The organism is Pseudoselenomonas ruminis (assembly GCF_008271295.1).
GTDB lineage: Bacteria > Bacillota > Negativicutes > Selenomonadales > Selenomonadaceae > Selenomonas_A > Selenomonas_A ruminis.
This window is the reverse complement of sequence record NZ_VTOY01000003.1, coordinates 104,507-130,702: the sequence shown is the minus strand read 5'-3', so window position 1 is coordinate 130,702 and position 26,196 is coordinate 104,507. Positions and strand designations below refer to the sequence as shown.

Sequence of the window (26,196 nt, the reverse complement as noted above, 5' to 3'; positions counted from 1 at the left end):
TATATTACAACCGCCTGATTCTCTATAGCACTTTGACAATAAAAAAGCAGCCTGCCATACAGACTGCTTTAACTATCCTACTATGATTTTGTCAGTTGCCAGCCAACTCCCGGTTGTATTGCTCTGCCACGGCTAAGACAAACTGCTGGCAAACACCTGCCGATTCTGGCTGGAATTCCTCCGCCCGGAATTCGGTATTCGATAGGATACGGATGCCGAGAAACGGAATCCCGTACTGCTGGCAGATTTGTGCCGCCGAGTTTACCTCCATATCCTCGCAGGAAGAGCCAAATTGGTCGTGCAGGTATTGCAGGCGCTCTTTTTGCCGGTTCCAGGTATTGCAGCTTGCGATGCAGCCATCGACTACACGGCCCCGCGTATACTCCTGTCCCACCGTACGCGCCGCTGCCAGCAGTTTTTCATCCCCGGGATAATAAACGGCCTGCGGAACAAAAGCCTGGGCGGCCGCATCATAGGCATACGCCCCCATGAGCTCAAGATGCCGCCAATCTGCCTTTTCTTCCTGGGCCGTGCGGTAAGCACTTGCGTCGAAAGAGCGCTTGCCCAGCACGATATCGTAAGCCTGCAGTGCCGGGTCATGACCACCGGCAGTGCCCTGGCTTATAACGGCAGCAGGGCGGAATTTTTCGATACCCAGCGCCGTAGCTGCCGCCGCATTCGTCATACCGATTGAAGTCACAGCCACCACCAAATGCACCGAATGGTAACATCCCTCGACAAAACGCCACTGCCCCACGATATGTTCCTGCGGGTCAGCCAGCGCTTTGAGCAGCAGACTGGTTTCCATATTCATGGCACCTTCAATCATTATCCTTTGGGTATCCATTTATTCTCGCCCCTTTACGAATCTTTACTCCTTATGACATAAACAGTATTTTCCCTGTCCAGAACTTGTCAAAACAAAATCGGTTGCCGAAAGAATCCCAGCCACCAGCTGCTGGCGCAGGGCATAGTAGTCTTCCCCCCGGCCCCCCGCTTCCTTCCAATACATGCCATGAACATCAAACCGCTGCTGCCAGCTAAAGCTTTCCTCACTTTTATCGGTAACGGCATTTACCCCATCGCAGGGCATACCATCCAGCGTACAATCCTCAATCCGCTTGTAGCACTCGCCGGCCGTACTATCGGCAGCGGCAGCTTTTCCGCTTCCCAATGCATAGGCGATCGCCTTCAAGTCAGCCATTCTTTCCTCATGCCCGGTTACGAGCCCGACCACCAGTCCGGCATAGCGCTTTTCCACACTTTCAATCCGGGCGCTTAACCAGCCGTGAATATTGGCTTCATCGATGATTTCTTCCAGCGGGCGGCTTTCGCCAGCCACAAACTCCGCTGTCGAATCCAGCCAGCCCTCCTGCACTGCTTTAGCAGCTATGCGGGCCACGAGTTCCTCCTGCACCAATATCTTTTCATACATCCAATAGTGAATCGGTCCTAAAAATGCACTCATTCTATTACCTCCGTTTCGTATTCCCTAACTATACGGAAAAAAACGAAGGCAGTCTGTAAAAAATGTTACACAATAAAAAATTAGCCACAAATACATACTGATTCCCTAAGAAGACGCCCCTTACTCCACTCCTTACGCAAAAGGCGACATAGGAAATGCTATAGCACTTGCTTAAAAAAGCTGTCTCCCCGAATCAGGGAAGACAGCTTCTTGCAGTCATTCTTAAAGATAACGCAGCCAGATGTAAACATTGGCCATAATAATCGTCAGCACCATGACCGGGAAGGCCACTTTCATAAATCCAAGGAAGGAAATCTGACGGCCACGCTGTGCTGCCATCGAGGCAACGACAACGTTAGCACTAGCACCAATCAAAGTACCATTGCCGCCGAGGCAGGCACCAAGTGCCAGTGACCACCAGAGCGGGTCAAGATTCGTAAGGCCCATCTGCCCCATATCCTGAATCAGCGGGATAAGCGTCGCCACAAACGGAATATTGTCGATAAAGGCCGAAGCAATGGCGCTCATCCAAAGGATCAGCACAGCCGTAGCCGTTACATCACCATTCGTGAGCTTGATGGCCTCAGCGGCGAGCATCTTGATGACCCCCGTTTCCACCAGCGCGCCGACCAATACAAACAGACCAGCAAAAAAGAAGATGGCCAGCCACTCGACTTTCGAAAGTACCTTGGAAATCATCGCCTCATTGCGCGTAAACGTGATGAGCAGCAGCAAACCTGCTCCGGTAAGAGCAGCCGTAGCCGTTTCCAGGCCAAGAGCGCCATGCATAACAAACAGGGAAATCGTAACGAAGATAACAAACAAGCATTTCTTCAAAAGCTTTACATCGGAAATCTGGCTCTTCGCATTAAGGCGCATGACCTTTTCCTGAAGATCCGGCTGAGTCTTGAGCCCTTTGCCATAAAGCAGGATGAGCAGCGCCTGTACGACGATAAAAATAACAATCGATACCCCGGTCATATTCATGACAAAATCCATGAAATTAAGCCCCACAGCACTGCCAATCATAATGTTTGGCGGGTCGCCGATGAGAGTCGCCGTACCACCGATATTCGAGGACAGAATCTGCGAAATCAAATAAGGTTTTACATCCACCTTGAGCTGTGCCGTGATGCTGAACGTAATCGGTACGGTCAACAAAACCGTAGTAACGTTATCGAGCAGGGCGGAACAAATCATGGTCAGAGTCGACAAAGCCACCAGCAGGGCAATCGGACGAGCCTTTACTTTCTTGGCCGCCCAAATGGCCAGAAAATTGAAAAGTCCGGTCTCACTGGTGATATTGACGATAATCATCATGCCCATCAAGAGCCCTAAGGTATTAAAATCAATATGATGAATAGCAGTTTCCTGGCTGATGATTCCACAGAGTATCATCAGCATCGCTCCGAAAATACCGACAATCGTACGGTGAACCTTCTCGGAAATTATCAGCGCGTAAGCAGTAACAAAAATGATGACTGCTACCGTTGTGCTGCTCAGCAATACAATCCACTTCTTTCTTTATTTATACTGGTTCAATTTACTGGTTTTTCTTATACTTCGGAACCAGCACGATGTTTTCCCCATCGCGCTTGATCTTGAACGAATACTTCTGGATTCCCTCACGGAACAGTTCCATCTTTAACTGCAGCAAAGCCTTGCCCAGCTCCTCGGTAAGCTCCGGCGTAAAACCGGCCTTGCCAAGCTGTGCCGGCGGTTCAATGCCGGCGCGTTCGCGGCGCTTCTGCTCAGCGGCCTTCTCCGCTTTAATGAAGGTGTCCTCCAGCGTAGCTTCCTCCACATAATTTTGGAACATGTCCTTATCCGTAAGGCCTTTTGGTATTTTGCTCATATTATCCCTTCTTTACCTTTGCCCAACTGTCACGCAGACCAACCACCCGGTTGAATACGAGCTTGTCCGGCGTAGTATCCGGGTCTACGACAAAATATCCCGTGCGCAAGAACTGGTAATGCGTGCCAGCTGCCGTCAGCTTGACGCTCGGTTCAATCCACGCATTTTCAATCGTCTCCAGCGAATTCTTGTTGAGTGCTTCCAGGAAGTCCGCGGGCACATTGCCGTTCTCATCCGACTCGATAAGATAATCATAAAGGCGTACTTCTGCTGGCAGAGCCGTCTTAGCAGCTACCCAGTGAATCGTGCCCTTGATTTTGCGGCCAGCGGTTGCCCCGCCAGTCTTCGAATCCAAATAAGCCGTGCAGTGAAGTTCTACAACCTTGCCATTTTCATCTTTGATAACTTCCTCGCATTTGATGATATAGGCATGTTTGAGACGAACCTCGCCGCCCGGTTTGAGGCGGAAATATTTCTTTGGCGGCTCTTCCATGAAGTCTTCCTGCTCGATGTAGATTTCCCGCGAGAACGGTACAAAGCGGCTGCCGCCATGCATCGGATTATTGTCAGCCAGCAGGTATTCCTCTTTATCTTCCGGATAGTTCGTGATGACGACCTTCAGCGGACGCAGTACCGCCATAACACGGTCAGCATTTTCGTTGAGGTCATCGCGGACGCAATGCTCAAGCATGCTGACATCAACCAGGCTGTCCGCTTTCGCAACGCCAATTTCTTCGCAGAACTTGCGCAGCGATGCCGGCGTGTAGCCGCGGCGGCGAAGTCCCGAAATCGTCGGCATACGCGGATCATCCCAGCCACTGACGAAATGCTCTTCGACCAGCTGACGCAATTTGCGCTTGCTCGTGACCGTATTGGTAAGGTTCAAACGCGCAAACTCAATCTGGCGTGGACGCGTATTGGCATCAAAGCCCAGCGATTCTAAGAGCCAGTCATAGAACGGACGGTGCTCCTCAAACTCGAGCGTGCAAACCGAATGCGTGATGCCCTCAATCGCATCGGAAAGCGGATGAGCAAAATCATACATTGGATAGATGCACCAGGCATCTCCCGTGCGATGATGATGCGCATGAGCAATGCGATAGATGACCGTATCGCGCAGGACCATGTTCGGCGATGCCATATCAATCTTGGCCCGCAGTACCTTTTCCCCATCGGCAAATTCGCCAGCTTTCATGCGGGCGAACAAGTCGAGATTCTCCTCAACACTGCGGTTGCGGTATGGGCTTTCCTTGCCCGGTTCCGTAAGCGTCCCGCGATAGGCACGGATTTCGTCAGCGGACAGGTCATCGACATAAGCAAGTCCCTTTTTAATAAGCTCACAGGCATAATCGTAAAGTTTGTCAAAGTAATCCGATGCATAGAACATGCGGTTCTGCCAGGAAAAACCAAGCCAATGGATATCTTCCTGAATCGAGTCAACATACTCCGTATCTTCCTTCGTCGGATTCGTATCATCGAAGCGAAGGTTGCAAAGGCCATGATTGTGCTCGGCCAGACCGAAGTTCAGGCAAATCGATTTTGCATGGCCGATATGGAGATAACCATTCGGCTCAGGTGGGAAACGCGTATGAATACCTTCCGTATACTTTCCGTTCTTCTGGTCTTCCTCAATCGCATTCTGAATGAAATTGGAAGCGATCGTCGTATTCTCTGCCATTTGATTCTCTCCTTTATAACTCCACACGGTCTTCGGCCGCGCATTTTTCTTTAACATATTTCCGCAGACGGCGGATTCCTTCCTCCAGACCTTCCTGTTCCGGCAGGTACTTGATGATGAGGTCAATATACCCCCGCTCTACCATCTTGCGAAGCGTCCAGCTGTAGTTGATGTCATAGACCCACATGAGCCGTACGAGTTTCCGGTCCCCATGCGTCCGCAGACGATGGTAGTCCGCCTGTTTTCCCTCGGCAAAATCCCGGACAAAGTCCGGACTTACCAGCTGACTGGCATCGCTGGGGACAAAGTTTGGCGCTTTTTGCGCCCCCTCCGGTACCAGATAAGGCGAAAGGACACGGTAAATGTCGAGCTTATCGGCATCGCGCAGCAGCCGCGCAAAAACCAGCTTACGCCAATCATCCGTAGGTTCGATTTCCTTCTTATTATGATTGCGGATGGCAAAGCGAACCAACGTCTCGTCTTCAGGCGAAAGTTCCGCCATATAAGGCATTTCCTCTGTCAATACCTTGAGGCCAAGGTCTGCATGGTCTTCGGACTGCGCATCGTTAAAGGTCTTATATAGGCTGTACTGGCGGAATCGTCCCACGTCGTGAAACAGGCCCATGACCTCAGCCAATTGAACGTCGTGCTCACGAAACTTCAAATGCCGGGCCAGTTCCCGTGCGATTTCCGTAACGTATCCTGTATGGACCATCTTAATGCGTATGCCCTGCATGACTTCTTCGTCATCGGTGACAAACTGCTTCATATAATCGTCCATCCAGCTATGCATTTTTTTCAGTAATTCTTCCATTACTCGTCTTCCTTACTATAACCCCATCCGGACACTGCATGAAAACATTATACTACGAAGGGAATTGTCACGCAATATCGTGAATTTCTCTGCATTTTCAGCGCTGTCAATTCTCAATCAGAATGTGGAGCTTACGCAAATCGTCACGGATAGCCTGCAGCGTTTCTTCATCCGGCACCCGCACGGTATGCATGTGAACCCCGCCAGTCACGACGAGCAGTGGATTAGCCTGGCACTTCTGCATTTTGGACAGAAACGCCCGGATATCCCGGCGATTTTCCAGCAGCAGGTCGCCGCGAATCGGTCCATAGAGCGGATGCTCCACGATAACATCCAGGACAGCACCACCGTTATCGACAATCGCCAATAATTCCTTTTCCATTCCTTCGGCATCATGACGGCATACCAGGGTTACCATCTGGCTTGCCTGCCCCTGCTCCTGAGGCAGGATATAGCCCCGCGGCGTAGCAAAAATCTGCACGCCCTGCGCCCGCAGAATGCTGATATCTCCGACAATAATCTGGCGGCTTACGCCAAATTCCCGGGACAGCTTGGTTCCTGTTAACGGCTGTTCCGCTTCCTTCAGGCGTTCAAACAATTTTCTCCGGCGTTCTTCCGTATTCATGCACAAACCCCTTTCCGTTTAACGATAAAAAAAAGGCTGCCCTAACGGCAGCCTATACTTTTCAATGGTGGGCGATAACAGGATCGAACTGCTGACATCCTGCTTGTAAGGCAGGCGCTCTCCCAGCTGAGCTAATCGCCCGAAAATGGTGACGCGTATGGGATTCGAACCCATGAAGCCGCCGTGAAAGGGCGGTGTCTTAACCACTTGACCAACGCGCCATATGGCTCCTCGAGCAGGATTCGAACCTGCGACAGCCTGATTAACAGTCAGGTGCTCTACCGGCTGAGCTATCGAGGAATAACTCGGTGACACTCTCGTGTCGACAAGAAGTATTATACGGGATTTTCAAAAAGAATGCAACCCCTTTTTTGAAAAAAATCCCGATTTTTTTTAAATTTTATCGTGACGGACATCTTCAGCGATTAATTCTTCTAGTCTTCCCACCGTAATATCCTTTTCCGAATAGACCGTAAGGCCATTTTTCATCAATAAGGCAGCTGCCACGCCCTGCCCTTTGATTTTTTTGCCATCAAAGTTGCCGCCGTGAATCTTCTTGACACCACAGGACGGACTTCCCTCTTTCAGGATTGCCACACGCGCATGATAGGCTTCTGCAATCTTGAGGATTTTATCTGCGCCCGTCAAAAGATAATTGGTCGTGTCCATACCGTTCTCGTCCACGACGCGGGCTTTTCCCATCAAAACTTTCTTGCCCGTTCCTTCCTGGATTTCCATCGGCGGACGTGGCACCGGCAGCATGGCAAAACACTCCGGACAGACGGCAATAAATCTTCCCCGTTCGTTGTATTTAAGCAGCAGCTCATTGGTATTGGCTCCGCCATTAAATTTCACTTTATGTCCCAACAAACAGGCACTTACCAAAATCATCGTTTATACCCCTTTCTTATCCCAAATTGCTGAACAGCTACCCCAAGCTCCTGCACCAAAGCTTCGAGACTATCCGTAGACATCTCCTTGCCGGCCGCCATCGGAATGCAGGCACAGGTGCGGGCATCATCGAGTGCATTGTGATGATTGAACGCAATCTGCAGGAAATCGCCTACCGTATTCAGCTTGTGATTCTCCAAATCCGGCCAGACTTTGCGGGCTATTGCCACGGTATCGCAATAGGCAAAATCCGGATTTGGCAGACCGGATTTTGCCAGGCAAGCCCCCAGCACGCCCATGTCAAAGCGCGCATTATGCGCCACAACGATACGCCCTTCCAAGTGCGTCAAAAGCTCCGGCCAAATCTGCGCAAACACCGGTGCATCCGCAGTATCTTCCCGCGTTATTCCGTGAATGCGGGTATTGAAATAATTATACCGGTTTGCCGGCGGCTGAATCAGCGTATAGTATGAATCATATAGTTTTCCATCCTTGACTTCCACGACTGCCACACTGCAAGCCGAATCTCTGGATGCCGTTGCTGTCTCAAAGTCAATGGCAGCAAAATTCATCATTTGTCGTCTTTTCCCTCTTTCCCAAATACAATAGATAAATCCGCCTCAATACATAGCTGCGACTGAGACGGACTCTATTCGGTCTTCATTGACCGGAACTATTCATTATTTCTTTTTGCTTTTCAGATATTCATCGATAGCGGCGGCAGCCTTGCGGCCTGCGCCCATAGCGAGAATTACCGTAGCCGCACCCGTGACGATATCACCACCGGCAAACACGCCCGGCTTAGACGTTGCACACGATTCTTCATCGGCTTCGATATTGCCGCGTTTCGTCGTAGCCAGCCCCGGCGTCGTATGGGCAATGATCGGATTCGGGCCCGTACCAATCGACACGATAACGGTATCAACGGCCAGCTCGAACTCCGAACCTTCTACCGGTACCGGACGGCGGCGGCCAGACTCATCGGGCTCACCGAGTTCCATGCGGATGCACTTCATCCCGCTAACCCAGCCTTCCTCGTTGCCGAGAATCTCAACCGGGTTGTTGAGCAATTTAAAGTCAATGCCCTCTTCTTTTGCATGCTCGACTTCTTCCTTACGAGCCGGCAGCTCTGCTTCACTGCGGCGGTAGACGATATAAACGTGCTCCGCACCAAGGCGCAGTGCCGTGCGGGCAGCATCCATAGCCACGTTGCCGCCACCGATGACAGCGACATTCTTGCCGACCTTGATTGGCGTTGCGTACTCAGGGAACTTATACGCCTTCATGAGATTGCAGCGCGTCAGGAACTCATTGGCCGAATAAACGCCATTAAGCCCCTCGCCCGGAATCCCCTGGAAACGTGGCAAGCCGGCACCCGTGCCGATGAATACGGCATCAAAGCCCTCTTCTTCCATCAGCTCATCGACGGTGAACAGGCGGCCAGCAACAGCATCAAGCTCGAATTTGACGCCGAGTTTCTCAATGTTTTCGATTTCCTTTTTGACAACCTTGTCCTTCGGCAGACGGAATTCCGGAATGCCATAGGACAAAACGCCGCCAGCTTTGTGCAGTGCCTCAAAGACCGTGACCTTATAGCCCATCTTGGCAAGGTCGCCAGCACAGGAAAGGCCGGACGGACCGGAACCCAAAACGGCAACCTTCTGGGCATCTTCGGCAAATTCGATTGGCTTTACTTCTTCGTTCTTAGCCATATAGCGGTCAGCCACGAAACGCTCGAGACGGCCAATGCCGACCGACTCGCCCTTCTTGGCCAGTACGCAGTATTTCTCGCACTGGTTCTCCTGCGGGCAGACGCGGCCGCAGACAGCCGGCAGTGCGTTGGCTTCCTTGATTTTTTCGATAGCGCCATCAAAATCACGCTCTTTGATTTTGCCGATGAACTCGGGGATATCAACCGATACCGGGCAGCCTTTGCGACACTGCGGAATCTTGCAGTGCAGGCAGCGTTCTGCCTCGGCTACTGCCGTTTCTTCATCGTAGCCCAGGGCTACCTCATCAAAGTTATGGGCACGGACTTTCGGGTCCTGTACCGGCATTTCATGTTTTTTCAAAGACAGAGCCATTGCTTACTTCCTCCCCAGTCCGATGTTGCAGATATGGTCTTTTTCTTCGGCCTCGAGGTCGCGATACATGCGCTGGCGGCTCATAAGTGCCTTGAAATCTACGAGATGGCCATCAAACTCTGGACCATCGACACAGGCGAATTTCGTCTCATCGCCGACCTGTACGCGGCAGCCGCCGCACATGCCCGTACCATCAACCATAATCGGGTTGAGACTGACGACCGTATGGATGCCAAGCTCACGCGTGCAGTCGGCAACGCTCTTCATCATGATGACCGGACCGATTGCCGTAATCTGCGCAATCTTTTCGCCACGCTCCGCCAGTTCCTGTACCGCATAGGTAACAAAGCCCTTGATGCCGCGGGAACCATCATCGGTCGTGATGAGGATTTCGTCGGTTACTTCCTTCATCTCATCTTCCATAATCAGGATATCTTTGTTTTTGGCGCCCATGATGGCGATGACCTTATTGCCGGCCTCTTTCATAGCCCTTGCAATCGGGAACGTCGGCGCTACACCAATACCGCCGCCAACGACAACTACCGTGCCATCAAACTTCTTGATTTCCGACGGCTGACCGAGCGGCCCGACAAAATCGATGATCGACTCGCCCGGCTCGACAGCAGCCAAAGCCATCGTCGATGCACCGATAACCTGGAACACGATATTTACGACACCGGTCTCACGATTGAAATTGGCAATCGTCAGTGGAATTCGCTCGCCCTTTTCATCTACACGCAGAACGATAAACTGGCCTGCCTGTGCTTTTTTCGCGACGCGCGGTGCATCAATATCCATCGAGAAGACATTCGGGGAAAGCTCCTCTTTCCTCAGGATTTTAAACATGTTTCACTCTCCTAAAATATAACCTAACATCCACAAACTCTGCGGACCTGTTTGCAAATCTTATAACGTGGCAAATACGCCAGCCAGGTATTCCTCAAGATTCGTGCGGATTGGCATCAAATAAATATTTTCGCCATTCTTTTCTGCCCAATCTTTGACTTCACGTGAAAACGCCACACTCCATTCAAGTCCCGGCTCAAAGGACTTCGGAAATACCACGTTGTTTTTGCGTTCCCAATAACTCTGCGAACCAGCTGTCATTACCGGCGATACGCCCCAGTACACATCTAATCCATCCAACATATCTGCGTACATTTCCAAATACCGCATATCATAGAACGGCTGGGTAAAGAATCCCTTGGCCCCTGCCTGTACTTTGCGATGAACGCGGTAAAGTTCTTCGCGCATAGAACTCCGGTACTGGTCAATGCCGGCATAGACATCTATCTCAGGCATTTCCTCGCGGAACTTGCGGATGACATCGGTGCTTTCCGTCGGATAAACGGCGTGAGTCATGCGCTGCGGCGGGTCGCCTTCGATAACCAGCACTTCCCGGATATCATGTTCACGCAAATAATCTTTCATCGGCAGCTCTTCCGCGAGGTTTATGTCCATAGCGCGAATGTGCGGCATAGCCTGCGGAAAATATTCTTTGGCCATAGCTGCTCCCTGCCAGCTGCGCGTTTCAAAGCGCAATAAGTCAGGAATATTAATGACATCAATCTTGTCCTTGTACTGCTGTAAGAGCGCAAGCTCAGCGCGCAACGATTCCTCATCGCGTGGCACCAGCTCAACCGATACACGTTTCATAGGCAGCCTCCAGATATTTTTCTACTGGTTATTAGTTACATAGATCATATTGTAAAATGTTTTTATAGATTTTGCAAGTAGCTGTCCCTTTGTTTTGATAATCAGCATTAATTATAAAATAAGCGCATTGAGATTTTTCTCAATGCGCTTATCCAATAGCTATTCACCAATAGCTATAATCCAATCAGAAAAGGCCAGTGATTTTGCCACTTTCATCAATGTCCATATTTTCAGCCGCCGGCTTTTTCGGCAGGCCCGGCATCGTGAGAATATTGCCAGTCAGGGCAACGATAAAGCCAGCACCAGCAGCTATGCGCAGCTCGCGCACCGTGATGCGGAAACCTTCCGGACGGCCAAGCTTCGCCGCATCATCCGACAACGAATACTGCGTCTTAGCCATGCAGACTGGCATCTTGTCAAAGCCAAGGTCTTCGATTTCCTTGAGCTGTTTCTTTGCCGGAGCCGTAAAGTCCACACCATCGGCACCGTAGATTTCACGCGCGATAGCCGTAATCTTCTCCGGGATCGACTGCTCCGTCTCATAGATGAAATGGAAGTCGTTCTGCTTGCCAAAAGCTTCTTCGACTTTCTCGGCCAGTTTCAGGCCACCTTCGCCGCCTTTGGCCCAAACCTCCGACAAAGCGACCTCGGCGCCGAGCTCGTTGCATTTCTTTTCGACAAAGTCTAGCTCTTCCTTCGTGTCCGTCGGGAAGGCATTGATGGCAACGACTGCCGGCAGGCCAAACTTCTGGATGTTTTCGATGTGCTTGGTAAGGTTGGCCAGGCCCTTTTCAAGGGCTGCCATATCGACATGGTCCAGCTCTTTCTTATCGAGGCCGCCATGCATCTTGAGAGCACGGACCGTTGCCACGATGACTACGGCATCGGGATGGATACCGGCAAAACGGCACTTGATGTCGAGGAACTTCTCAGCACCGAGGTCAGCACCGAAGCCGGCCTCCGTGACGACGTAATCGGCAAACTTCAGGGCAAACTTCGTCGCCATGACGCTGTTGCAGCCATGGGCGATATTGGCAAACGGACCGCCATGGATGAATGCCGGCGTACCCTCGAGCGTCTGCACGAGATTCGGCTTGATGGCATCCTTGAAGAGCAGCGTCAAAGCTCCCGTGACATTGAGCTCCTTGGCGCGGACGGCACGGCCATCGCGCGTATAGGCAACAACGATTTCCCCGAGACGCTTTTTCATATCCTCAAGGCCCGAGGCCAGGCACAGGATAGCCATCATCTCCGAGGCTACCGTGATGTCAAAGCCCGTCTCGCGCGGCACACCATGGGCCTTGCCGCCCATGCCGATGACGACATGGCGCAGGGCGCGGTCATTGAGGTCCAGCACGCGTTTCCAAACGACACGGCGCACATCGATATCCAGTGCATTCCCCTGCTGGATGTGGTTATCGATAACAGCCGCCAATAGGTTGTGAGCCGTCGTAATCGCATGGAAGTCCCCCGTAAAATGAAGGTTGATATCCTCCATCGGCACAACCTGTGCATAACCGCCGCCAGCAGCGCCGCCCTTTAGGCCGAAGCACGGTCCAAGCGATGGCTCACGCAGGGCAACGGCCACTTTCTTCCCCTGCTTGTGGAAGGCATCGGCAAGCCCTACACTTGTCGTTGTCTTGCCTTCACCAGCCGGCGTCGGATTGATGGCTGTCACGAGAACGAGTTTACCATTCGGACGATTCTTGACCTTTTCCCAAGCATCAAGCGTGATTTTTGCCTTGTACTTGCCATAGAGTTCCAGTTCATCTTCCGAGATTTCCAGTTTCTCGGCGATTTTCCGGATGTCCTGCATCTCTGCTTCCTGAGCAATCTCCACATCAGTTTTCATTAGGCTTTCTTCTCCTCTGTTTGTTTCCGTGAAAGATATTCGGTTATTTATTTGCAGACTGCCTTTTCGGCTGCCTTGACAACATTCTGCATGAGCATAGCCACCGTCAGGAGTCCTACTCCTCCCGGCACTGGCGTGATTGCTCCTGCCACTTCCTTGACGGCCTCAAAATCAACATCACCGACAAGCTTTTTTGGGGCGATGCGATTGATGCCGACGTCGATGACGGCGGCCCCAGGTTTTACCATATCCGCAGTGACAAAATTCGGCTTGCCGATGGCTGCCACGAGGATATCGGCCTCGCGCGTAATCGCGGCGAGGTTCTCCGTATGCGAATGACAGATGGTCACCGTAGCATTCTTAGCCAGCAACAGATGAAGCATCGGCTTGCCCACGATATTGCTGCGGCCAATGACTACCGCCCGCTTTCCATCCAGGGGAATGTCTGCGAGTTCCAGCATGCGGATGCAGCCTGCCGGCGTGCATGGAACGAGTCCATCTTCACCGGTAACGAGCCGTCCTACATTGACGGGATGGAAGCCATCCACATCCTTAGCCGGGTCGATGCGATTGAGGATTTCCGCCTCATCCTTGGCAATCTGAGCCGGCAGCGGCAGCTGAACGAGGATGCCGTGAATGCGCTTATCGAGATTGAGTTCATCAATCTTGGCGATAAGTTCCTGCTTCGATGTCGTCTCCGGCATCTCCACGACTTCCGAATAAATTCCCAAAGCCTCACAGGATTTGTTCTTGTTGCGGACATAGACCTGCGATGCCGGATTGCTGCCGACAATGATAACGGCAAGGCCCGGATTCACACCGTATTTCTCCCGCAAGACTTCGGCCCTGCGGCCCGCATCATCCTTGAACTGCTGTGCAAAGACTTTTCCTTCGAGAATTCTCGCTGACATAGAGTCCCTCCCCTATATGGATTACAGATAAAAACTAAGCCAGGTGCATACGCAGATTGCCACCGATACGATGCCATTGCGCATGAAATAACGCTGCGTAACCCGCGAAAAATCCGTCGGGCTCACAATCCGATGCTGATAGACCAGCGTTCCTGCTGCAATGCCAACCCCGAAATAATACAGGGATGACAGCTGCAGCATCACGCCAACGGCCAAGAAGCAGACGATGCAGATGACATGCAGGGCAACCGCAATCTTGAACGCGCCAGCCGCACCGTATTCGGTTGCCAGCGAGTGCAGCCCCTGACTCTTGTCAAACTCCTCATCCTGCGCGCCGTACATGGCATCAAAGGCACCAATCCAGAGCGCTACCGCGATGCATAAAAGCACCATTGGCGCCGTGATCTGGCCGCTGACGCCAACCCAGCCACCTGCCGGCGCCATACCGATAGCAAGGCCCAGGAACAGATGACACCAGCCCGTAAACCGCTTCATGTACGGATAAATCATGAACGGCACCGCTGCCACAGGCAGCAGATAAATGCAGATTGGCTGCAGCTGCAGGACCGAGAGCACCATGAGAACCAGGCAGATGACGATAAACACCTTCGCCTCACGTTTCGTGATTTCCCCGCGTACCATAGCCCGGTAATTCATGCGCGGCTGCTGGCTGTCATATTTGAGATCGGCCAGGTTGTCCATGGCCATGGCAGCAGCACGGCCAGTGGTGATGGCCATAGCAATCCAAAACAGGTCATGAAGGGAAGGATGCCCGCCAGCGGCGAGTACCGCCGCCATAAAGGCAAACGGCAGATCAAAGATCGTATGATGCAGCGCAACGTTGTTGATATGTGCTTTTATACTAATCAATCGAGACCAAGCTCCTTCCACTTGGCATCGACCTTCTTGCGGATATCCTCAGACATGCTGATTTCTTCCGGCCACTCACGCGTATGCCCTTCTTCCGGCCAGGTCTTCGTGGCATCGATACCGAGCTTCGCTCCCCATTTCGCCATTGGCGAGGAATGGTCAAGCACATCGAGCGGACCCTCGACAATCTCGAGGTCATGTTTGGCATCGATGTTGTTGTAGACGCGCCACCAGACTTCCTTCAGATCCTGAACATTGACATGCGAATCGACAACGATGATCATCTTGACGTTCATCATCTGTCCCATACCCCAGAGCGCATGCATGACCTTGCGCGCCTGCATCGGATACGACTTCTTGATCGATACGATGCAGCAGTCATGGAATACGCCTTCAAGCGGCATATTGATGTCGATGATTTCCGGCTGCATCTGCTGCAGGAGCGGCAGGAAGATGCGCTCCGTAGCCTTGGCCAGATAGCAATCCTCCATCGGCGGCTTGCCGACAACCGTGGACGAATAGATAGCGTCCTTGCGGTGCGTGATAGCCGTGATATGGAACACCGGATAGTCATCAGCCAGCGAATAGTACCCCGTATGGTCGCCAAACGGCCCCTCGCGGCGGACTTCGTCGGTCATGACATAGCCCTCAAGGATGATTTCCGCATTAGCCGGCACCTCAATATCAACGGTCTTGCACTTGACCATCTCGACGGATTTATGCCGCAGGAAACCGGCAAAAACCATCTCGTCGATATCGCGCGGCAGCGGAGCCGTCGCCGCATAAGTCACGACCGGATCGGTTCCAATAGCGACAGCCGCCTCGATGCGGTCGCCGCCCTGCGCCTTCGTGTCGCGGAAGTTTTCCGCACCGTTCTTATGGATGTGCCAATGCATCCCCGTCGTACGGCTGTCGTACTTCTGCAGGCGGTACATGCCGACATTGCGCTTGCCCGTCTTCGGATTCTTCGTAAATACGAGTGGCAGCGTAACAAACGGACCGCCATCATCCGGCCAGCACTTGAGGATAGGAATCTCGTCGAGATTCGGATTCTCTGTCTCGACAACTTCCTGACATGGTGCATTCTTGACATATTTCGGGAAATTGATGGCGCGCTTGATCATCGGAATCATCGTGACAACACTCATCTTATTCTGCAGCGACACATACGGCAGCTTCATCATCTCGCGCAGCTCATCGGCAACGTCGTCGAGTTTTTCCACGCCCAATGCCAAAGCCATGCGTTCATAGCTGCCAAACGCATTCATGAGCACCGGCATCTTCGAGCCTTTGACGTTCTCGAACAACAGCGCCACATTCTTATCGCCTTCCATCTTGGACACGCGGTCCGTGATTTCCGTGATTTCCAGCTCCGGGTCTACCTCCGTCTGGATGCGCTTGAGCAGGCCGCGCTTTTCAAGCTCCGCGATAAATTCCCGTAAATCCTTAAAAGCCAAAACATTTCCTCCCTAAAACTACCTCAATTGCGCAGGACATAGCGAACGATAAAATAGCCGACTTCATAAAGAACAATAATCGGCAGTGCAATCATCGACTGCGTGAAGATATCCGGTGTCGGCGTAATCAGCGCTCCCACCACAAAGGACAGGAAAATAACAATGCGCTGATACTTCTTCAAAAACGCTGAGGTTATGATTCCCATTTTGCCCATAATCGTAATAATAAGCGGCAATTCAAAAATGAAGCCAAACGGCATTACGAACATAATGACAAAATCAAAATACTTGTCAACCGAAAACATCGCTTCAAGTTCTGCGCTGTTGAAGCCCATAAAGAAGCGAATACCAGCCGGCAACACTAAGAAAAACGAAAAGGCCAGTCCTGCAAAAAACAAGATGACCGAAGTCGGCACAATAATGCCGAGAACTGCGCGTTCCTTATGTGTAAGCGCCGGCAGGAAAAAGCGCCAAACGTGCCAAAATACGATAGGCAGCGCCAACAGGAATCCAGTCACACAGGCGACTTTCAAATACGTGAAAAAAGCCTCGGACGGCTGCATATAGTACAGTTTACCAGCGGGCAGGGTAATGTAGTGCATGATTTTATCGATAAAGAAGTACCCCACACAACTGCCCAATGCAACCGCAACCAGGCATTTGATAAGCCGGCTGCGAAGCTCTGTCAAATGCGCGACCAACGACATCGTGCCGTCGTCATCACGAACATACTCCACAGAACCGGGCTCAATGACTCCACGCGGCTGTGGTGCCGCTATTTCTTCATATTGTTTCTCTTCTGCCATGTAACTCCACCTGGCTTACTGCTTTGTCGTATCAGACTTCGACGGCAGTTCCTTTGGCTGCTCCGTTACATTAGTCATCGTCTGTTCTGTCTGTTTTGCCTCTTCGCCCGTCGCACTCGACTTGAATTCACGAATGCCCTTGCCAAGTGCCTTGCCAATTTCCGGCAGGCGGCTCGGTCCAAAAATAACGAGCGCAATCAATACTACAATTCCGGCTTGCCATGGACTAAACATATAAAATCCTCCTAAAAAACAATTCATCTGCGATTACATTTATTCTTTTTTATTATAACGAAAAAACATAAAAATCTCAACGAAACATATTCCGCCCATCATAAGAAATCCTTATGATAGATATAAAAAAAACCATCACTGCCAAAGGCAATGATGGTTTTTTTAACCGCGAGCAGATTATTCAGCCTTTTTCTCAGACTGCTCCTGAATCTGCTGGCGCACGGATTCCTGGGTTGGAGCCTGATAAGCAGGTTTGGCAGGCTGTGCCGGCTGCTCGGCTGTTGCTGGCTGCGCCTTAGCCGCCGGAGTTTCCGGAGCAGTCGGTGCTGGCTGAGGAGCCTGTGGCTGAACTGTGGCCTGCTGCTGCACCGGTGCCTGCTCTGGTGCATTAAGCGCCTGGGACAGCGCATTGGTCGCCTTCTTGAATTCCCGGACCCCCTTGCCTAACGAACGAGCCACTTCGGGGAGTTTGCCCGGACCAAAAACCACCAAACCTACTACCAGAATCATGATAAGTTCAGGAGCACTCAACATAATTATCTTCCTCCATACATTCCCAAATCTAATACATCAAAAATCGCGGTCACCAATAAAATCGGCCACCATGACAAAGGCCTCACGGATTTCCGGAGCCAGGTTACCGGGCAGTACCTCACGGGCACGGTCCAGATATTCTTCTACCTTGGCCTTGGCAATCTCAACGCCATCAGTTGCCTTGACAATCGACAGCGCCCGCGCAACCATTTCATCGGTCATGGCAGGGTCGGTAACGATTTTCTCAAGCTCTCCGGCCTCCTCACTCACATTAAGCGCATGAATGACCGGCAACGTGACAATTCCCTGGCGGATATCATTTCCTGCTGGTTTGCCGATTTTCTCCGACGTTTGCAGGATATCAAGCAAATCATCAGTAATCTGGAACGCCATGCCAATGCAATGGCCATATTCCGCCATACGGCGAACATCCTCTTTACCAAACCCGCCTACATAAGCACCGAGTTCACAGCAAATCTCCAAAAAGTCTGCCGTTTTCTTCTGGATGCGATTGTAATAGTTGTCCAAATCCTTCACGGCATGATAAACCGTATGGTTCTGGATAATCTCACCAACACTGAGATTGCAGACCAAATCGGCCAGCCGCTTCGACACATAGTTTCCATAATCGCCATCCGCAATCAAACCAAATGCCCGGGCAAAAATATAATCACCGCTCAGGATGGCTACCTGATTGTCCCATTTGGCATTTGCCGTGATGCTCCCGCGGCGCGTATCCGCTTCATCGATAACATCATCGTGAACCAGTGAAGCCGTATGGATGAGTTCCAATGCCTCAGCCAGCGGCAGCAGCCGCGATAGGCTGTAATCCGGTCCGCCATGCGCTGCGAGCAGACAGAGCGCCGGACGAATGCGCTTGCCGCCAGCCGTCACCAAATGCGTACCAATTTCCGTCACCAGGTCAACCGGCGAGGACACCGCTTCAATCAAGCCCTCATTGAGCTTATCTATATCCTCTTGTATTACATCAAACATGGAGTTTGACACGCTTATCACCTACAAAAATTCGTATTTCTTTCTTCATCGCATATTGCTTTATTTTACTACAAATACTCCTTTTTGTCATCGATAAAACGCATAAAATTTATCGTTAGCGGCGTCTACGATAAGCCTTAGGCCGGCCAAGGATTTCCGCCAGCACCACTGCCTGCTGTGCCGATTCGGGGGTAAGCGCAGGAATCCGAAGCCCGGGCCGCCGCACAGGAGTACTTGCCAATTTGGCCTGTATTTCGTAAGCAGCCTGCTCTGCCGCCCGAATTTGTTCTTCCTCCAGCATGCGCTGCCGCTTGTGTTCTGCCTCGCGCTTCTTTGCCTCCTGCTCCTGCCGGTAAGCCTGTTCCTGCTGGAGTATCCACTCAGAATTCCGCTTATCCGCAGCCGGCGCATTGCGCAATTCCGGAATCTTGAAACCCAGATTGCCACCGTTTTTCGGCGATGGCATTTCTTGTCTTGGCACAGGTACTTTTTTCTTGCTGCCCTTTTTATCCGACAGTACTGCAAACAAGACAAATGCAATAATCATCAGGATAGATTCCATGATGACCTCCTTACTTTACTGGCGCCGTTGGTGCCTGGAGCTTCCCTTGTCCTTCGCCAGAGGCACTAATGGCATTACGCATATCCGTATCTGCCTGAACGTTGTTCAAATTGTAATAATCCATAACTCCTAGTTTGCCTTCGCGCAGAGCCTGTGCCATAGCATGCGGGACCTCGGCCTGAGCCTCGACGACTTTCGCTTCCATTTCCTGCGTATAAGCCTTCATTTCCTGCTCTTTAGCCACAGCCATTGCACGGCGTTCCTCGGCCTTTGCCTGAGCAATGCGCTTGTCTGCCTCTGCCTGATCCGTCTGAAGTTCTGCACCGATATTACGCCCGACATCGACATCGGCAATATCAATCGAGAGAATTTCAAACGCAGTACCAGCATCGAGCCCTTTGCCCAGAACAGTCTTAGAAATATCATCCGGATTTGCCAGCACATCATTGTGACTTTCCGAAGAACCAACCGTCGTGACGATACCTTCGCCAACGCGGGCAATAATCGTGGGCTCACCAGCACCACCGACCAGCCGGTCAATGTTGGCACGGACAGTTACCCGCGCCTTGATTTTAAGTTCGATACCATTCTTGGCAACAGCCGAAACCACTGGTGTTTCAATTACCTTCGGATTGACGCTCATCTGGACGGCTTCGAGAACATCGCGGCCAGCGAGGTCAATGGCAGCTGAACGCTCAAACGGAAGCGGAATCTGCGCGCGATGTGCCGCAATCAACGCATCTACCACCTTATCGACGTTACCGCCAGCCAGATAATGTGCTTCCAGCTGATTGACGGCCACATCAAGACCAGCCTTATTGGCCTTGATAAGCGGCAGGATTATCTTAGCTGGCGGAACGCGGCGCATGCGCATGCCGACCAGCGTAACAATCCCTACACGGACATCAGCAGCCAGCGCTGAAATCCAGAGCCCCAACGGCACAAAATGCAAAAAAATCATGACAAAGGCAATAAGTAACACCAAGAAAAAACCTGAACCAATTATTCCAACCATAGCAATACCTCCTGAAACTTAAACTTTACGAACTACTACCCGGACTCCTTCAACGGCTACTACCCGCACTTTCTCGCCTTTCGGGATAAAAGCGCCTTCAGAAATCACATCGACAGGAACGCCATCGAGAAGTACGGCACCCGAAGGCCGCAGTTCACTCAATACTTCTCCTTCTTTGCCCAACAACTCATGTTTGGGTGTTGTACTGACATACCCGCGGGCCGCTTCCGACTGGTCCTTCAATACCACTTTGTTCCAAAGCCGGCTTGACGGCAGCCGCTTTACAATCAGCGCAAAGCCCGCTATCGACACCAAAAAGGCAATCAACATAGCGTATATCGCCTGGATATCTCCGCCAAGAGCCAGCACGACGCTATAAAGCATCGCCGCCACACCAACGCCAGCTAAAAGCCCTATCGTCGGCATGAGCATCTCAAATACAATGCAGAGGATTCCCGCCAGAAACATGGCAATCTGATAGAGGTCTACCAATCCTCTTACGTACTGGCTGCCCCAAAATACTGCTGCAGCGACCAGTCCCAGCAACACACCAGCTCCCATCCCGCCGGTTTTTATTTCCACCAAAACCGCCAGAAACATGATAGCCAGCAGCAAAACCTGCAACGCAGGAATAGTTACAACATCCATTACTATCACCTCCTAATACTATATTCCCCGCCCAAGCCAAATCACCTGCAAAAATACAGAAAAGGCAACAGGTACTGCCTGCTGCCTTCATCACTGCACGATTCAATTCAATTAAAGTTTGAACGTAAGACCCGTGTAAAGACCTCTCGTCTTGACGTCAACCCTATCATCGACGTTTTTAGCATCCGTATACTGATAGGAAAGGTCCCAATCTACATTCGGAGCCAGTGCATAGGAACCGCCGATTTCTGCACGCCAGAGGTCATCACCAATAGCGCCGCCAACCCACCAGTTCGTCTTATCGCCAGCCGGAGCGACATACTTCACACCAACCTGCAAACGGTTGTCAGAAATCCCCGATGCAGCCGAGGTACCCTTGACATTCAGGTTGCCGGCATAGATATAAGTATTCTTGCCAGCCTTATAGTTCAGGTTGTACTCCTGCATTCTCATGCCAACATCGCTTGCCTTATTATCAGCATATTTATACGAAAGAGCAAAATCGCTGCCAAGACCAACCGTAGCACCTGCATACGGGCGCGTCTTATCATCGCCGGAAAAACCGTTGAGCTGCATATCCGGAGCTACGCTCATGCCTGCCTCAACCGTAACAGCACCAGCATCGTAGTTGGTTGCCGGTGCAGCAAAACCTGTACCAGCACACATCGTAATCCCCATAACCGCAGCGAATAAAGCCTTCTTCTTCATTGAATTAGTCCTCCAAACTTCATGAACACATTTAGTAACACATTTTTCTCAACGCTTTTAATTTAGCATCGGATTGTTAACCCATCATGAATAGGAGATATTATCTTGATTAAGCTTTTATTGGATTTTCATTAAGATGATATATCTTCCGAGGCTCAGCCCTGTAAAAAACTGCGCACAATCGTATTGACCAGCTTGCCATCAGCACGCCCTTTTACCTTCGGCATCAAAGCGCCCATAACTTTGCCCATATCTTTCGGCGTAGCAGCACCAGTCTGCTCGACGGCAGCTTTTACGATTTCACGCACTTCTTCCTCCGACAGCTGTGCGGGCAGGTAAGGCATCAGTACATCAATTTCCGCCTGCGTTTTCTCGACCAAATCCTCGCGGCCGCCCTTCTTGAATTCTTCCATGGAATCCTTACGCATTTTGACTTCTTTGCTCAGCACGGCAATGACATCTTCATCACCCAGTTCTTTCTGTCCATCGATTTCCTGCTGGCGGATTGCACCACGTACCATGCGGATAACAGCCAGGCGGTCCTTATCATGGTTTTTCATGGCTTCTTTCATATCATTCGTCAACTGTTCTTTCAGAGACATCTTATTTCCCTCTTTCTATCAAAATAAAATGAGGCGCCTGTCCATAAGACAGGCGCCTCACGCAAAAACCTAGGATTAGCCGCGGAACTTGCGTTTACGAGCTGCCTCAGATTTCTTCTTGCGGCGAACGCTCGGTTTCTCGTAATGTTCACGTTTTCTCACTTCAGCAAGCGTACCAGCTTTCTGGGACATACGCTTGAAGCGGCGGAGAGCACTATCGATTGATTCATTTTTACCAACTTTGATTTCGTTTGCCATCTATTTTTCCCCCCCTCCACTTAACTTGGGAGTTTGTGTTTCATAACTACACCACACAATTATACATCAGCAGGAGCAGCCATGTCAACCACAAACTGATTAGCCTGGAGGCCACTGCAGGGAACGGCCGCCCAGGAGGTGGAAATGCAGATGTTTGACGCTCTGCCCGCCTTCTTCACCCGTATTGGTGACAACGCGGAAGCCCTTCTCATCTACACCCAGTTCACGAGCCAGCTGCGGGATTACATCCACCAGGATATGTGCCGCCAAATCCTTGTCTTCTTGCGTAAAAGCCAGGACGCTTTCCACATGTTTCTTGGGAATGACCAGCACATGAACCGGAGCCTGTGGTTCCAAGTCCTTAAATGCTACCACCTGATCATCTTCATAGACAAGATTTGAAGGAATCTCCTTCTGAGCAATCTTGCAAAAAATACAATCTGCCATCTATAACACCTCCCTTGTTGGATTTATCCGTCCAATATGCCCCACATCGGGCATAAACCGGATACATCTATAATAATTCGCCACAAAAAACGAATTACCTGCCTGCCTGAAAAATTTATTACACCTTTTCTACTACTTTCGCAAAGGCTCCATCTTTATAAAGCCGCGCCAAACGCACCTCATAAAGTTCACCGCAGACGACTTCGTCATCGGTATATACGCGGATATAGTTATCCGTGAGTCCATCCGTTATTCCCTCGGTATTGGTTTCAAACAATACGCGCATCGTCTTGCCAATAAACATTTTATGGAATTCTTCGGACTTGCTGGCAGCTAAAGCCTGCATGCGGTGAACGCGTTCTTTTTTTACGGGCTCAGGAATCTGGTCCTTGCGCTCGGCTGCCGGTGTCCCGCTGCGGCGGGAATAGGGAAATACATGCATGCGGGAAAAATTCATCTTCGCCACAAAGTCAAGGCCCTGCTGGAATTGTTCTTCGGTCTCCCCTGGGAAGCCGACAATGATATCCGTCGATACGGCCACTCCCGGGACCTCACGCTCCACATGCTCAATAAGGCGGGCAAACTCTGCCGTATCATAATGACGGTTCATATCCTTGAGCACGGCATCCGACCCCGCCTGCAGCGGCAAATGCAAATGTGCACAGAAGCGTTCATCCTGGCGGATGAGTTCAAAAAGCTCCGGTGACAGTTCGATGGATTCAAGCGAACCCAGGCGAAGCCGCTTCAAGCCCTCAACTTTAAGCACTTCCCGGCAGGCGTCCGCCAGATTGACGTCCTCTGGCAAATCGCGCCCATAAGCGCCGAGATGAATTCCTGTCAGTACGATTTCCTTAAAGCCAGCCTCAACCAGCTTCTTGGCTTCCGCATAAATCTTATCCAAATGACGGGATTTTACCGGGCCGCGCGCATAGGGAATGATGCAGTAGGAACAGAAATTCTGGCAGCCATCCTCAATCTTCAGGAACGCCCGCGTGCGCTGCGGCATATCGTAGAGCGGAATATCCTCAAAATCACGCGCTTCCATGATATTGCCCACTTCATCGAGAATACCGTCTTCCCGGGCCGCCTGCTCCACATATTCGACAATGCGGCTGCGCTCCTTTGTTCCCAGGACCACCCGAACGCCTTCAATCGCCTTGATTTCTTCAGGATGAACCTGTGCGTAGCAGCCACAGACAGCAATAATTGCCTGTTCATTCTGCCGCTTTGCCCGGCGGATAATCTGACGGGATTTCCGGTCACCAAGGCTTGTGACCGAACAAGTATTGATAACGTAGAAATCTGCCTTTTCTTCAAACGGAACAATCTCATATCCCTTCTGCTTGAACAGGCCTTCCATCGTTTCGGTTTCAAACTGGTTGACTTTGCAGCCCAGTGTTGTTAACGCCACCTTTGGCAAGGTAAAAATCCTCCTTATCCTAAATCTCCACATTCGTATTGAACGACGGACATCGCCGTCAGTGCTGCTGTTTCCGCGCGCAATATCCGCGGTCCCAGCGTTACGCTTTTGCCGCCAGCCTCTTCTACGGCCTTGGCTTCTTCCAATGAGAATCCGCCTTCAGGACCTACCAGCAGCACAATGCGTCTGACGGTAATCTTTTGCAAATAATCCTTAACCGTTTGCTGGTCTTCATTTTCATAAAAGAAAACCAGCACGCTGTCCTGCTGCCCATTTTCCGATTCCAGCAACGACTTGATGTCGGTTACCGGAGCCACTTCCAAGAGTGCCGTCCGGCCACATTGCTTTGCCGCTTCATCGGCAATCTTTTGCCAGCGCTGCTGGCGGGCAGCTGCTTTTTTGGCATCATAGCGCACGACACAATTCTGGCTGCGGACCGGAATGACACCTACTGCTCCCAGCTCTACGGCTTTCTGCACGACCATATCCATCTTGTCGGACTTTAACAGGCACTGGGCTAGTATCAGGTCAATGGGTGATTCGGTATCGGCTTCCAGCCGTTCCAAAAGCGTAAGCGTCACCGCGTCTTCGCGAAAAGCCGTCATCTCCATGCGGGCTACCTGATTGGCATCGTCTACCAGAATGATTTGCTGGCCGGCTTTTGCCCGCATGACGTGCATCAGATGATGGGCATCGCTGCCCGTAATCTCAACGGTATCGGCCAGCATCCCCTTATAAAACAACCGCCTCATTTGTCTTCTCCGCGGCTGATGACCATTGCCGCCCAGCCTTTCTCTTCGATGACTTTATCGACGACAAAGCCATTGGCAATGCAGGCTTCCGTAACATCAGCCACCCGCTCAGTGATAATTCCCGACGCCAGCAGTTTGCCGCCTGGGGCCAGATGCGCATCGAGCTCCTCAAACAGGCGGATGATAATATCGGCAATGATATTGGCCACGACGAGGTCAGCCTTGCCGTCGAAGGACTTCAAAATATCACTGATACCAGTCTTTACAATATCCTCTACGTGATTTTCACGGATATTTTCCGCCGCCACATTAACGGCCGTGCGGTCATAGTCCATAGCTGTCACATCGCTGGCACCGAGCTTAGCTGCCGCAATCGAGAGCACACCGGACCCCGTTCCGACATCAAATACCCGCATGCCGCCGCGCACGAGTTTTTCGAGTTCGCGGATGCACATTGCTGTCGTAGGGTGCGTTCCCGTACCAAAGGCAGCCCCCGGGTCGAGTTCAATGACGATATCGTCCGGACTTGCCGTATAATCCTCCCAAGTCGGTTTGATGACAATCATGCCGCCGACTTTCTCGGGATGGAAATATTTCTTCCAGTTATCCGACCAGTCTTCATCCTGAACCGATTTCCAGGAAATCTCGCATGAGCCCTTCGTGATGCCGTCGCCTTCAACTTCACGGAACTTTTTGATCCGCTGTTCAAAGTCCCGCAACCTGCCATCGAGGTCTTCATCCATGGGCAGGTATGCCTTGACCGTAACAATCTCTGTATCCTCAGCGCGCTGGATATCCGAAAAATCCCACATTCCCGAATCAATATAACTGTTCAGGAGTTCCGGGTCCTCGATGACGACACCCTGCGCACCAATGTCATGATAGATTTCAGCCACTACGTCCGTGGCTTCATGGGTGGTCAGGATACTTACTTCTGCCCATTTCAAAATACATCGCTCCTTTTCCGTACTCTTTATACGTTGACAATCTATTATACGTTTATCAGCTGAAAAAAACAAGTGAGAGCGTCACACTCTCACTTGTTTCGAAAGT

Annotated in this window: 30 protein-coding genes and 3 tRNA genes; all 33 read right to left on the bottom strand. The window is 51.2% G+C overall.

Annotation, left to right across the window (positions count from 1 at the left end; translation table 11 throughout):
* Nucleotides 1–91 precede the first annotated feature (91 nt).
* The 33 genes from mtnN to prmA all read right to left on the bottom strand — a co-directional run bounded on the left by mtnN (nucleotide 92) and on the right by prmA (nucleotide 26,090).
* Nucleotides 92–847 (bottom strand): 5'-methylthioadenosine/S-adenosylhomocysteine nucleosidase, encoded by a 756-nt coding sequence (gene mtnN / locus FZ040_RS06080; protein ID WP_149171190.1) that lies wholly within the window; start codon nucleotides 845–847, stop codon nucleotides 92–94.
* A 24-nt stretch (nucleotides 848–871) separates the two neighbouring features.
* Nucleotides 872–1,468, bottom strand: a complete 597-nt coding sequence (locus tag FZ040_RS06075; RefSeq protein ID WP_149171189.1) for a hypothetical protein — start codon at nucleotides 1,466–1,468, stop codon at nucleotides 872–874.
* Between the two features lie 222 nt (nucleotides 1,469–1,690).
* On the bottom strand, nucleotides 1,691–2,974 hold the full coding sequence (locus FZ040_RS06070) for an ArsB/NhaD family transporter (protein WP_149171188.1): 1,284 nt from the start codon (nucleotides 2,972–2,974) through the stop codon (nucleotides 1,691–1,693).
* Between the two features lie 37 nt (nucleotides 2,975–3,011).
* Entirely contained in the window at nucleotides 3,012–3,323 is a 312-nt protein-coding gene (locus FZ040_RS06065) for a hypothetical protein (protein ID WP_149171187.1), read from the bottom strand.
* Nucleotide 3,324: 1 nt separating this feature from the next.
* Nucleotides 3,325–5,001: a glutamine--tRNA ligase/YqeY domain fusion protein gene (locus FZ040_RS06060; protein WP_149171186.1), complete on the bottom strand. Its 1,677-nt coding sequence runs from the start codon at nucleotides 4,999–5,001 to the stop codon at nucleotides 3,325–3,327.
* A gap of 13 nt (nucleotides 5,002–5,014) precedes the next feature.
* Nucleotides 5,015–5,815: an HD domain-containing protein gene (locus FZ040_RS06055; RefSeq protein WP_149171185.1), complete on the bottom strand. Its 801-nt coding sequence runs from the start codon at nucleotides 5,813–5,815 to the stop codon at nucleotides 5,015–5,017.
* A gap of 106 nt (nucleotides 5,816–5,921) precedes the next feature.
* Nucleotides 5,922–6,440 (bottom strand): transcription repressor NadR, encoded by a 519-nt coding sequence (locus FZ040_RS06050; protein ID WP_149171184.1) that lies wholly within the window; start codon nucleotides 6,438–6,440, stop codon nucleotides 5,922–5,924.
* Between the two features lie 65 nt (nucleotides 6,441–6,505).
* A tRNA-Val gene (locus FZ040_RS06045) sits at nucleotides 6,506–6,581 on the bottom strand.
* A gap of 5 nt (nucleotides 6,582–6,586) precedes the next feature.
* Nucleotides 6,587–6,661 (bottom strand) — tRNA-Glu (locus FZ040_RS06040).
* Between the two features lie 3 nt (nucleotides 6,662–6,664).
* A tRNA-Asn gene (locus FZ040_RS06035) sits at nucleotides 6,665–6,740 on the bottom strand.
* 93 nt (nucleotides 6,741–6,833) lie between these two features.
* Nucleotides 6,834–7,331: a 2-thiouracil desulfurase family protein gene (locus FZ040_RS06030; protein WP_149171183.1), complete on the bottom strand. Its 498-nt coding sequence runs from the start codon at nucleotides 7,329–7,331 to the stop codon at nucleotides 6,834–6,836.
* Entirely contained in the window at nucleotides 7,328–7,906 is a 579-nt protein-coding gene (locus FZ040_RS06025; RefSeq protein WP_149171182.1) for a 3'-5' exonuclease, read from the bottom strand. The genes FZ040_RS06030 and FZ040_RS06025 overlap by 4 nt, the downstream gene beginning before the upstream one ends.
* Before the next feature lie 105 nt (nucleotides 7,907–8,011).
* On the bottom strand, nucleotides 8,012–9,415 hold the full coding sequence (gltA, locus tag FZ040_RS06020; protein WP_149171181.1) for an NADPH-dependent glutamate synthase: 1,404 nt from the start codon (nucleotides 9,413–9,415) through the stop codon (nucleotides 8,012–8,014).
* Between the two features lie 3 nt (nucleotides 9,416–9,418).
* A complete protein-coding gene (locus FZ040_RS06015) occupies nucleotides 9,419–10,261 on the bottom strand; it encodes a sulfide/dihydroorotate dehydrogenase-like FAD/NAD-binding protein (protein WP_149171180.1) in 843 nt (280 codons plus the stop codon).
* Between the two features lie 60 nt (nucleotides 10,262–10,321).
* Entirely contained in the window at nucleotides 10,322–11,071 is a 750-nt protein-coding gene (locus FZ040_RS06010; protein WP_149171179.1) for a methylenetetrahydrofolate reductase, read from the bottom strand.
* Nucleotides 11,072–11,255: 184 nt separating this feature from the next.
* Nucleotides 11,256–12,923: a formate--tetrahydrofolate ligase gene (locus FZ040_RS06005; RefSeq protein ID WP_149171178.1), complete on the bottom strand. Its 1,668-nt coding sequence runs from the start codon at nucleotides 12,921–12,923 to the stop codon at nucleotides 11,256–11,258.
* 47 nt (nucleotides 12,924–12,970) lie between these two features.
* Entirely contained in the window at nucleotides 12,971–13,834 is an 864-nt protein-coding gene (gene folD / locus FZ040_RS06000) for a bifunctional methylenetetrahydrofolate dehydrogenase/methenyltetrahydrofolate cyclohydrolase FolD (protein WP_149171177.1), read from the bottom strand.
* A 21-nt stretch (nucleotides 13,835–13,855) separates the two neighbouring features.
* Nucleotides 13,856–14,704, bottom strand: a complete 849-nt coding sequence (locus FZ040_RS05995) for a 4-hydroxybenzoate octaprenyltransferase (RefSeq protein WP_149171176.1) — start codon at nucleotides 14,702–14,704, stop codon at nucleotides 13,856–13,858.
* A complete protein-coding gene (locus FZ040_RS05990) occupies nucleotides 14,701–16,161 on the bottom strand; it encodes a menaquinone biosynthesis decarboxylase (RefSeq protein ID WP_149171175.1) in 1,461 nt (486 codons plus the stop codon). The genes FZ040_RS05995 and FZ040_RS05990 overlap by 4 nt, the downstream gene beginning before the upstream one ends.
* 23 nt (nucleotides 16,162–16,184) lie before the next feature.
* A complete protein-coding gene (gene tatC / locus FZ040_RS05985; protein ID WP_149171174.1) occupies nucleotides 16,185–16,967 on the bottom strand; it encodes a twin-arginine translocase subunit TatC in 783 nt (260 codons plus the stop codon).
* Between the two features lie 15 nt (nucleotides 16,968–16,982).
* Nucleotides 16,983–17,201: a Sec-independent protein translocase subunit TatA/TatB gene (locus FZ040_RS05980; protein WP_149171173.1), complete on the bottom strand. Its 219-nt coding sequence runs from the start codon at nucleotides 17,199–17,201 to the stop codon at nucleotides 16,983–16,985.
* Between the two features lie 177 nt (nucleotides 17,202–17,378).
* The gene (locus FZ040_RS05975; RefSeq protein WP_439653909.1) at nucleotides 17,379–17,741 is read right to left on the bottom strand and encodes a Sec-independent protein translocase subunit TatA/TatB; all 363 of its coding nucleotides are present in this window, start codon (nucleotides 17,739–17,741) and stop codon (nucleotides 17,379–17,381) included.
* Nucleotides 17,742–17,771: 30 nt separating this feature from the next.
* Entirely contained in the window at nucleotides 17,772–18,731 is a 960-nt protein-coding gene (locus FZ040_RS05970) for a polyprenyl synthetase family protein (protein WP_187620263.1), read from the bottom strand.
* 115 nt (nucleotides 18,732–18,846) lie between these two features.
* Complete coding sequence (locus FZ040_RS05965; protein ID WP_149171170.1) at nucleotides 18,847–19,293, bottom strand: hypothetical protein; 447 nt, start codon at nucleotides 19,291–19,293, stop codon at nucleotides 18,847–18,849.
* A 10-nt stretch (nucleotides 19,294–19,303) separates the two neighbouring features.
* A complete protein-coding gene (floA, locus tag FZ040_RS05960) occupies nucleotides 19,304–20,308 on the bottom strand; it encodes a flotillin-like protein FloA (protein ID WP_149171169.1) in 1,005 nt (334 codons plus the stop codon).
* Between the two features lie 18 nt (nucleotides 20,309–20,326).
* Nucleotides 20,327–20,956 (bottom strand): NfeD family protein, encoded by a 630-nt coding sequence (locus tag FZ040_RS05955; RefSeq protein WP_149171168.1) that lies wholly within the window; start codon nucleotides 20,954–20,956, stop codon nucleotides 20,327–20,329.
* 111 nt (nucleotides 20,957–21,067) lie between these two features.
* On the bottom strand, nucleotides 21,068–21,664 hold the full coding sequence (locus FZ040_RS05950) for a porin family protein (protein WP_149171167.1): 597 nt from the start codon (nucleotides 21,662–21,664) through the stop codon (nucleotides 21,068–21,070).
* Between the two features lie 155 nt (nucleotides 21,665–21,819).
* Nucleotides 21,820–22,266, bottom strand: a complete 447-nt coding sequence (locus tag FZ040_RS05945; protein WP_149171166.1) for a GatB/YqeY domain-containing protein — start codon at nucleotides 22,264–22,266, stop codon at nucleotides 21,820–21,822.
* 75 nt (nucleotides 22,267–22,341) lie between these two features.
* Entirely contained in the window at nucleotides 22,342–22,524 is a 183-nt protein-coding gene (gene rpsU / locus FZ040_RS05940; protein ID WP_033170151.1) for a 30S ribosomal protein S21, read from the bottom strand.
* Nucleotides 22,525–22,623: 99 nt separating this feature from the next.
* Complete coding sequence (locus tag FZ040_RS05935) at nucleotides 22,624–22,971, bottom strand: histidine triad nucleotide-binding protein (protein WP_149171165.1); 348 nt, start codon at nucleotides 22,969–22,971, stop codon at nucleotides 22,624–22,626.
* Nucleotides 22,972–23,089: 118 nt separating this feature from the next.
* Complete coding sequence (gene mtaB / locus FZ040_RS05930; protein WP_149171164.1) at nucleotides 23,090–24,391, bottom strand: tRNA (N(6)-L-threonylcarbamoyladenosine(37)-C(2))-methylthiotransferase MtaB; 1,302 nt, start codon at nucleotides 24,389–24,391, stop codon at nucleotides 23,090–23,092.
* 14 nt (nucleotides 24,392–24,405) lie between these two features.
* A complete protein-coding gene (locus FZ040_RS05925; RefSeq protein WP_149171163.1) occupies nucleotides 24,406–25,143 on the bottom strand; it encodes a 16S rRNA (uracil(1498)-N(3))-methyltransferase in 738 nt (245 codons plus the stop codon).
* A complete protein-coding gene (prmA, locus tag FZ040_RS05920) occupies nucleotides 25,140–26,090 on the bottom strand; it encodes a 50S ribosomal protein L11 methyltransferase (protein ID WP_074514288.1) in 951 nt (316 codons plus the stop codon). Before prmA ends, FZ040_RS05925 begins: the two co-directional genes overlap by 4 nt.
* Nucleotides 26,091–26,196 lie beyond the last annotated feature (106 nt).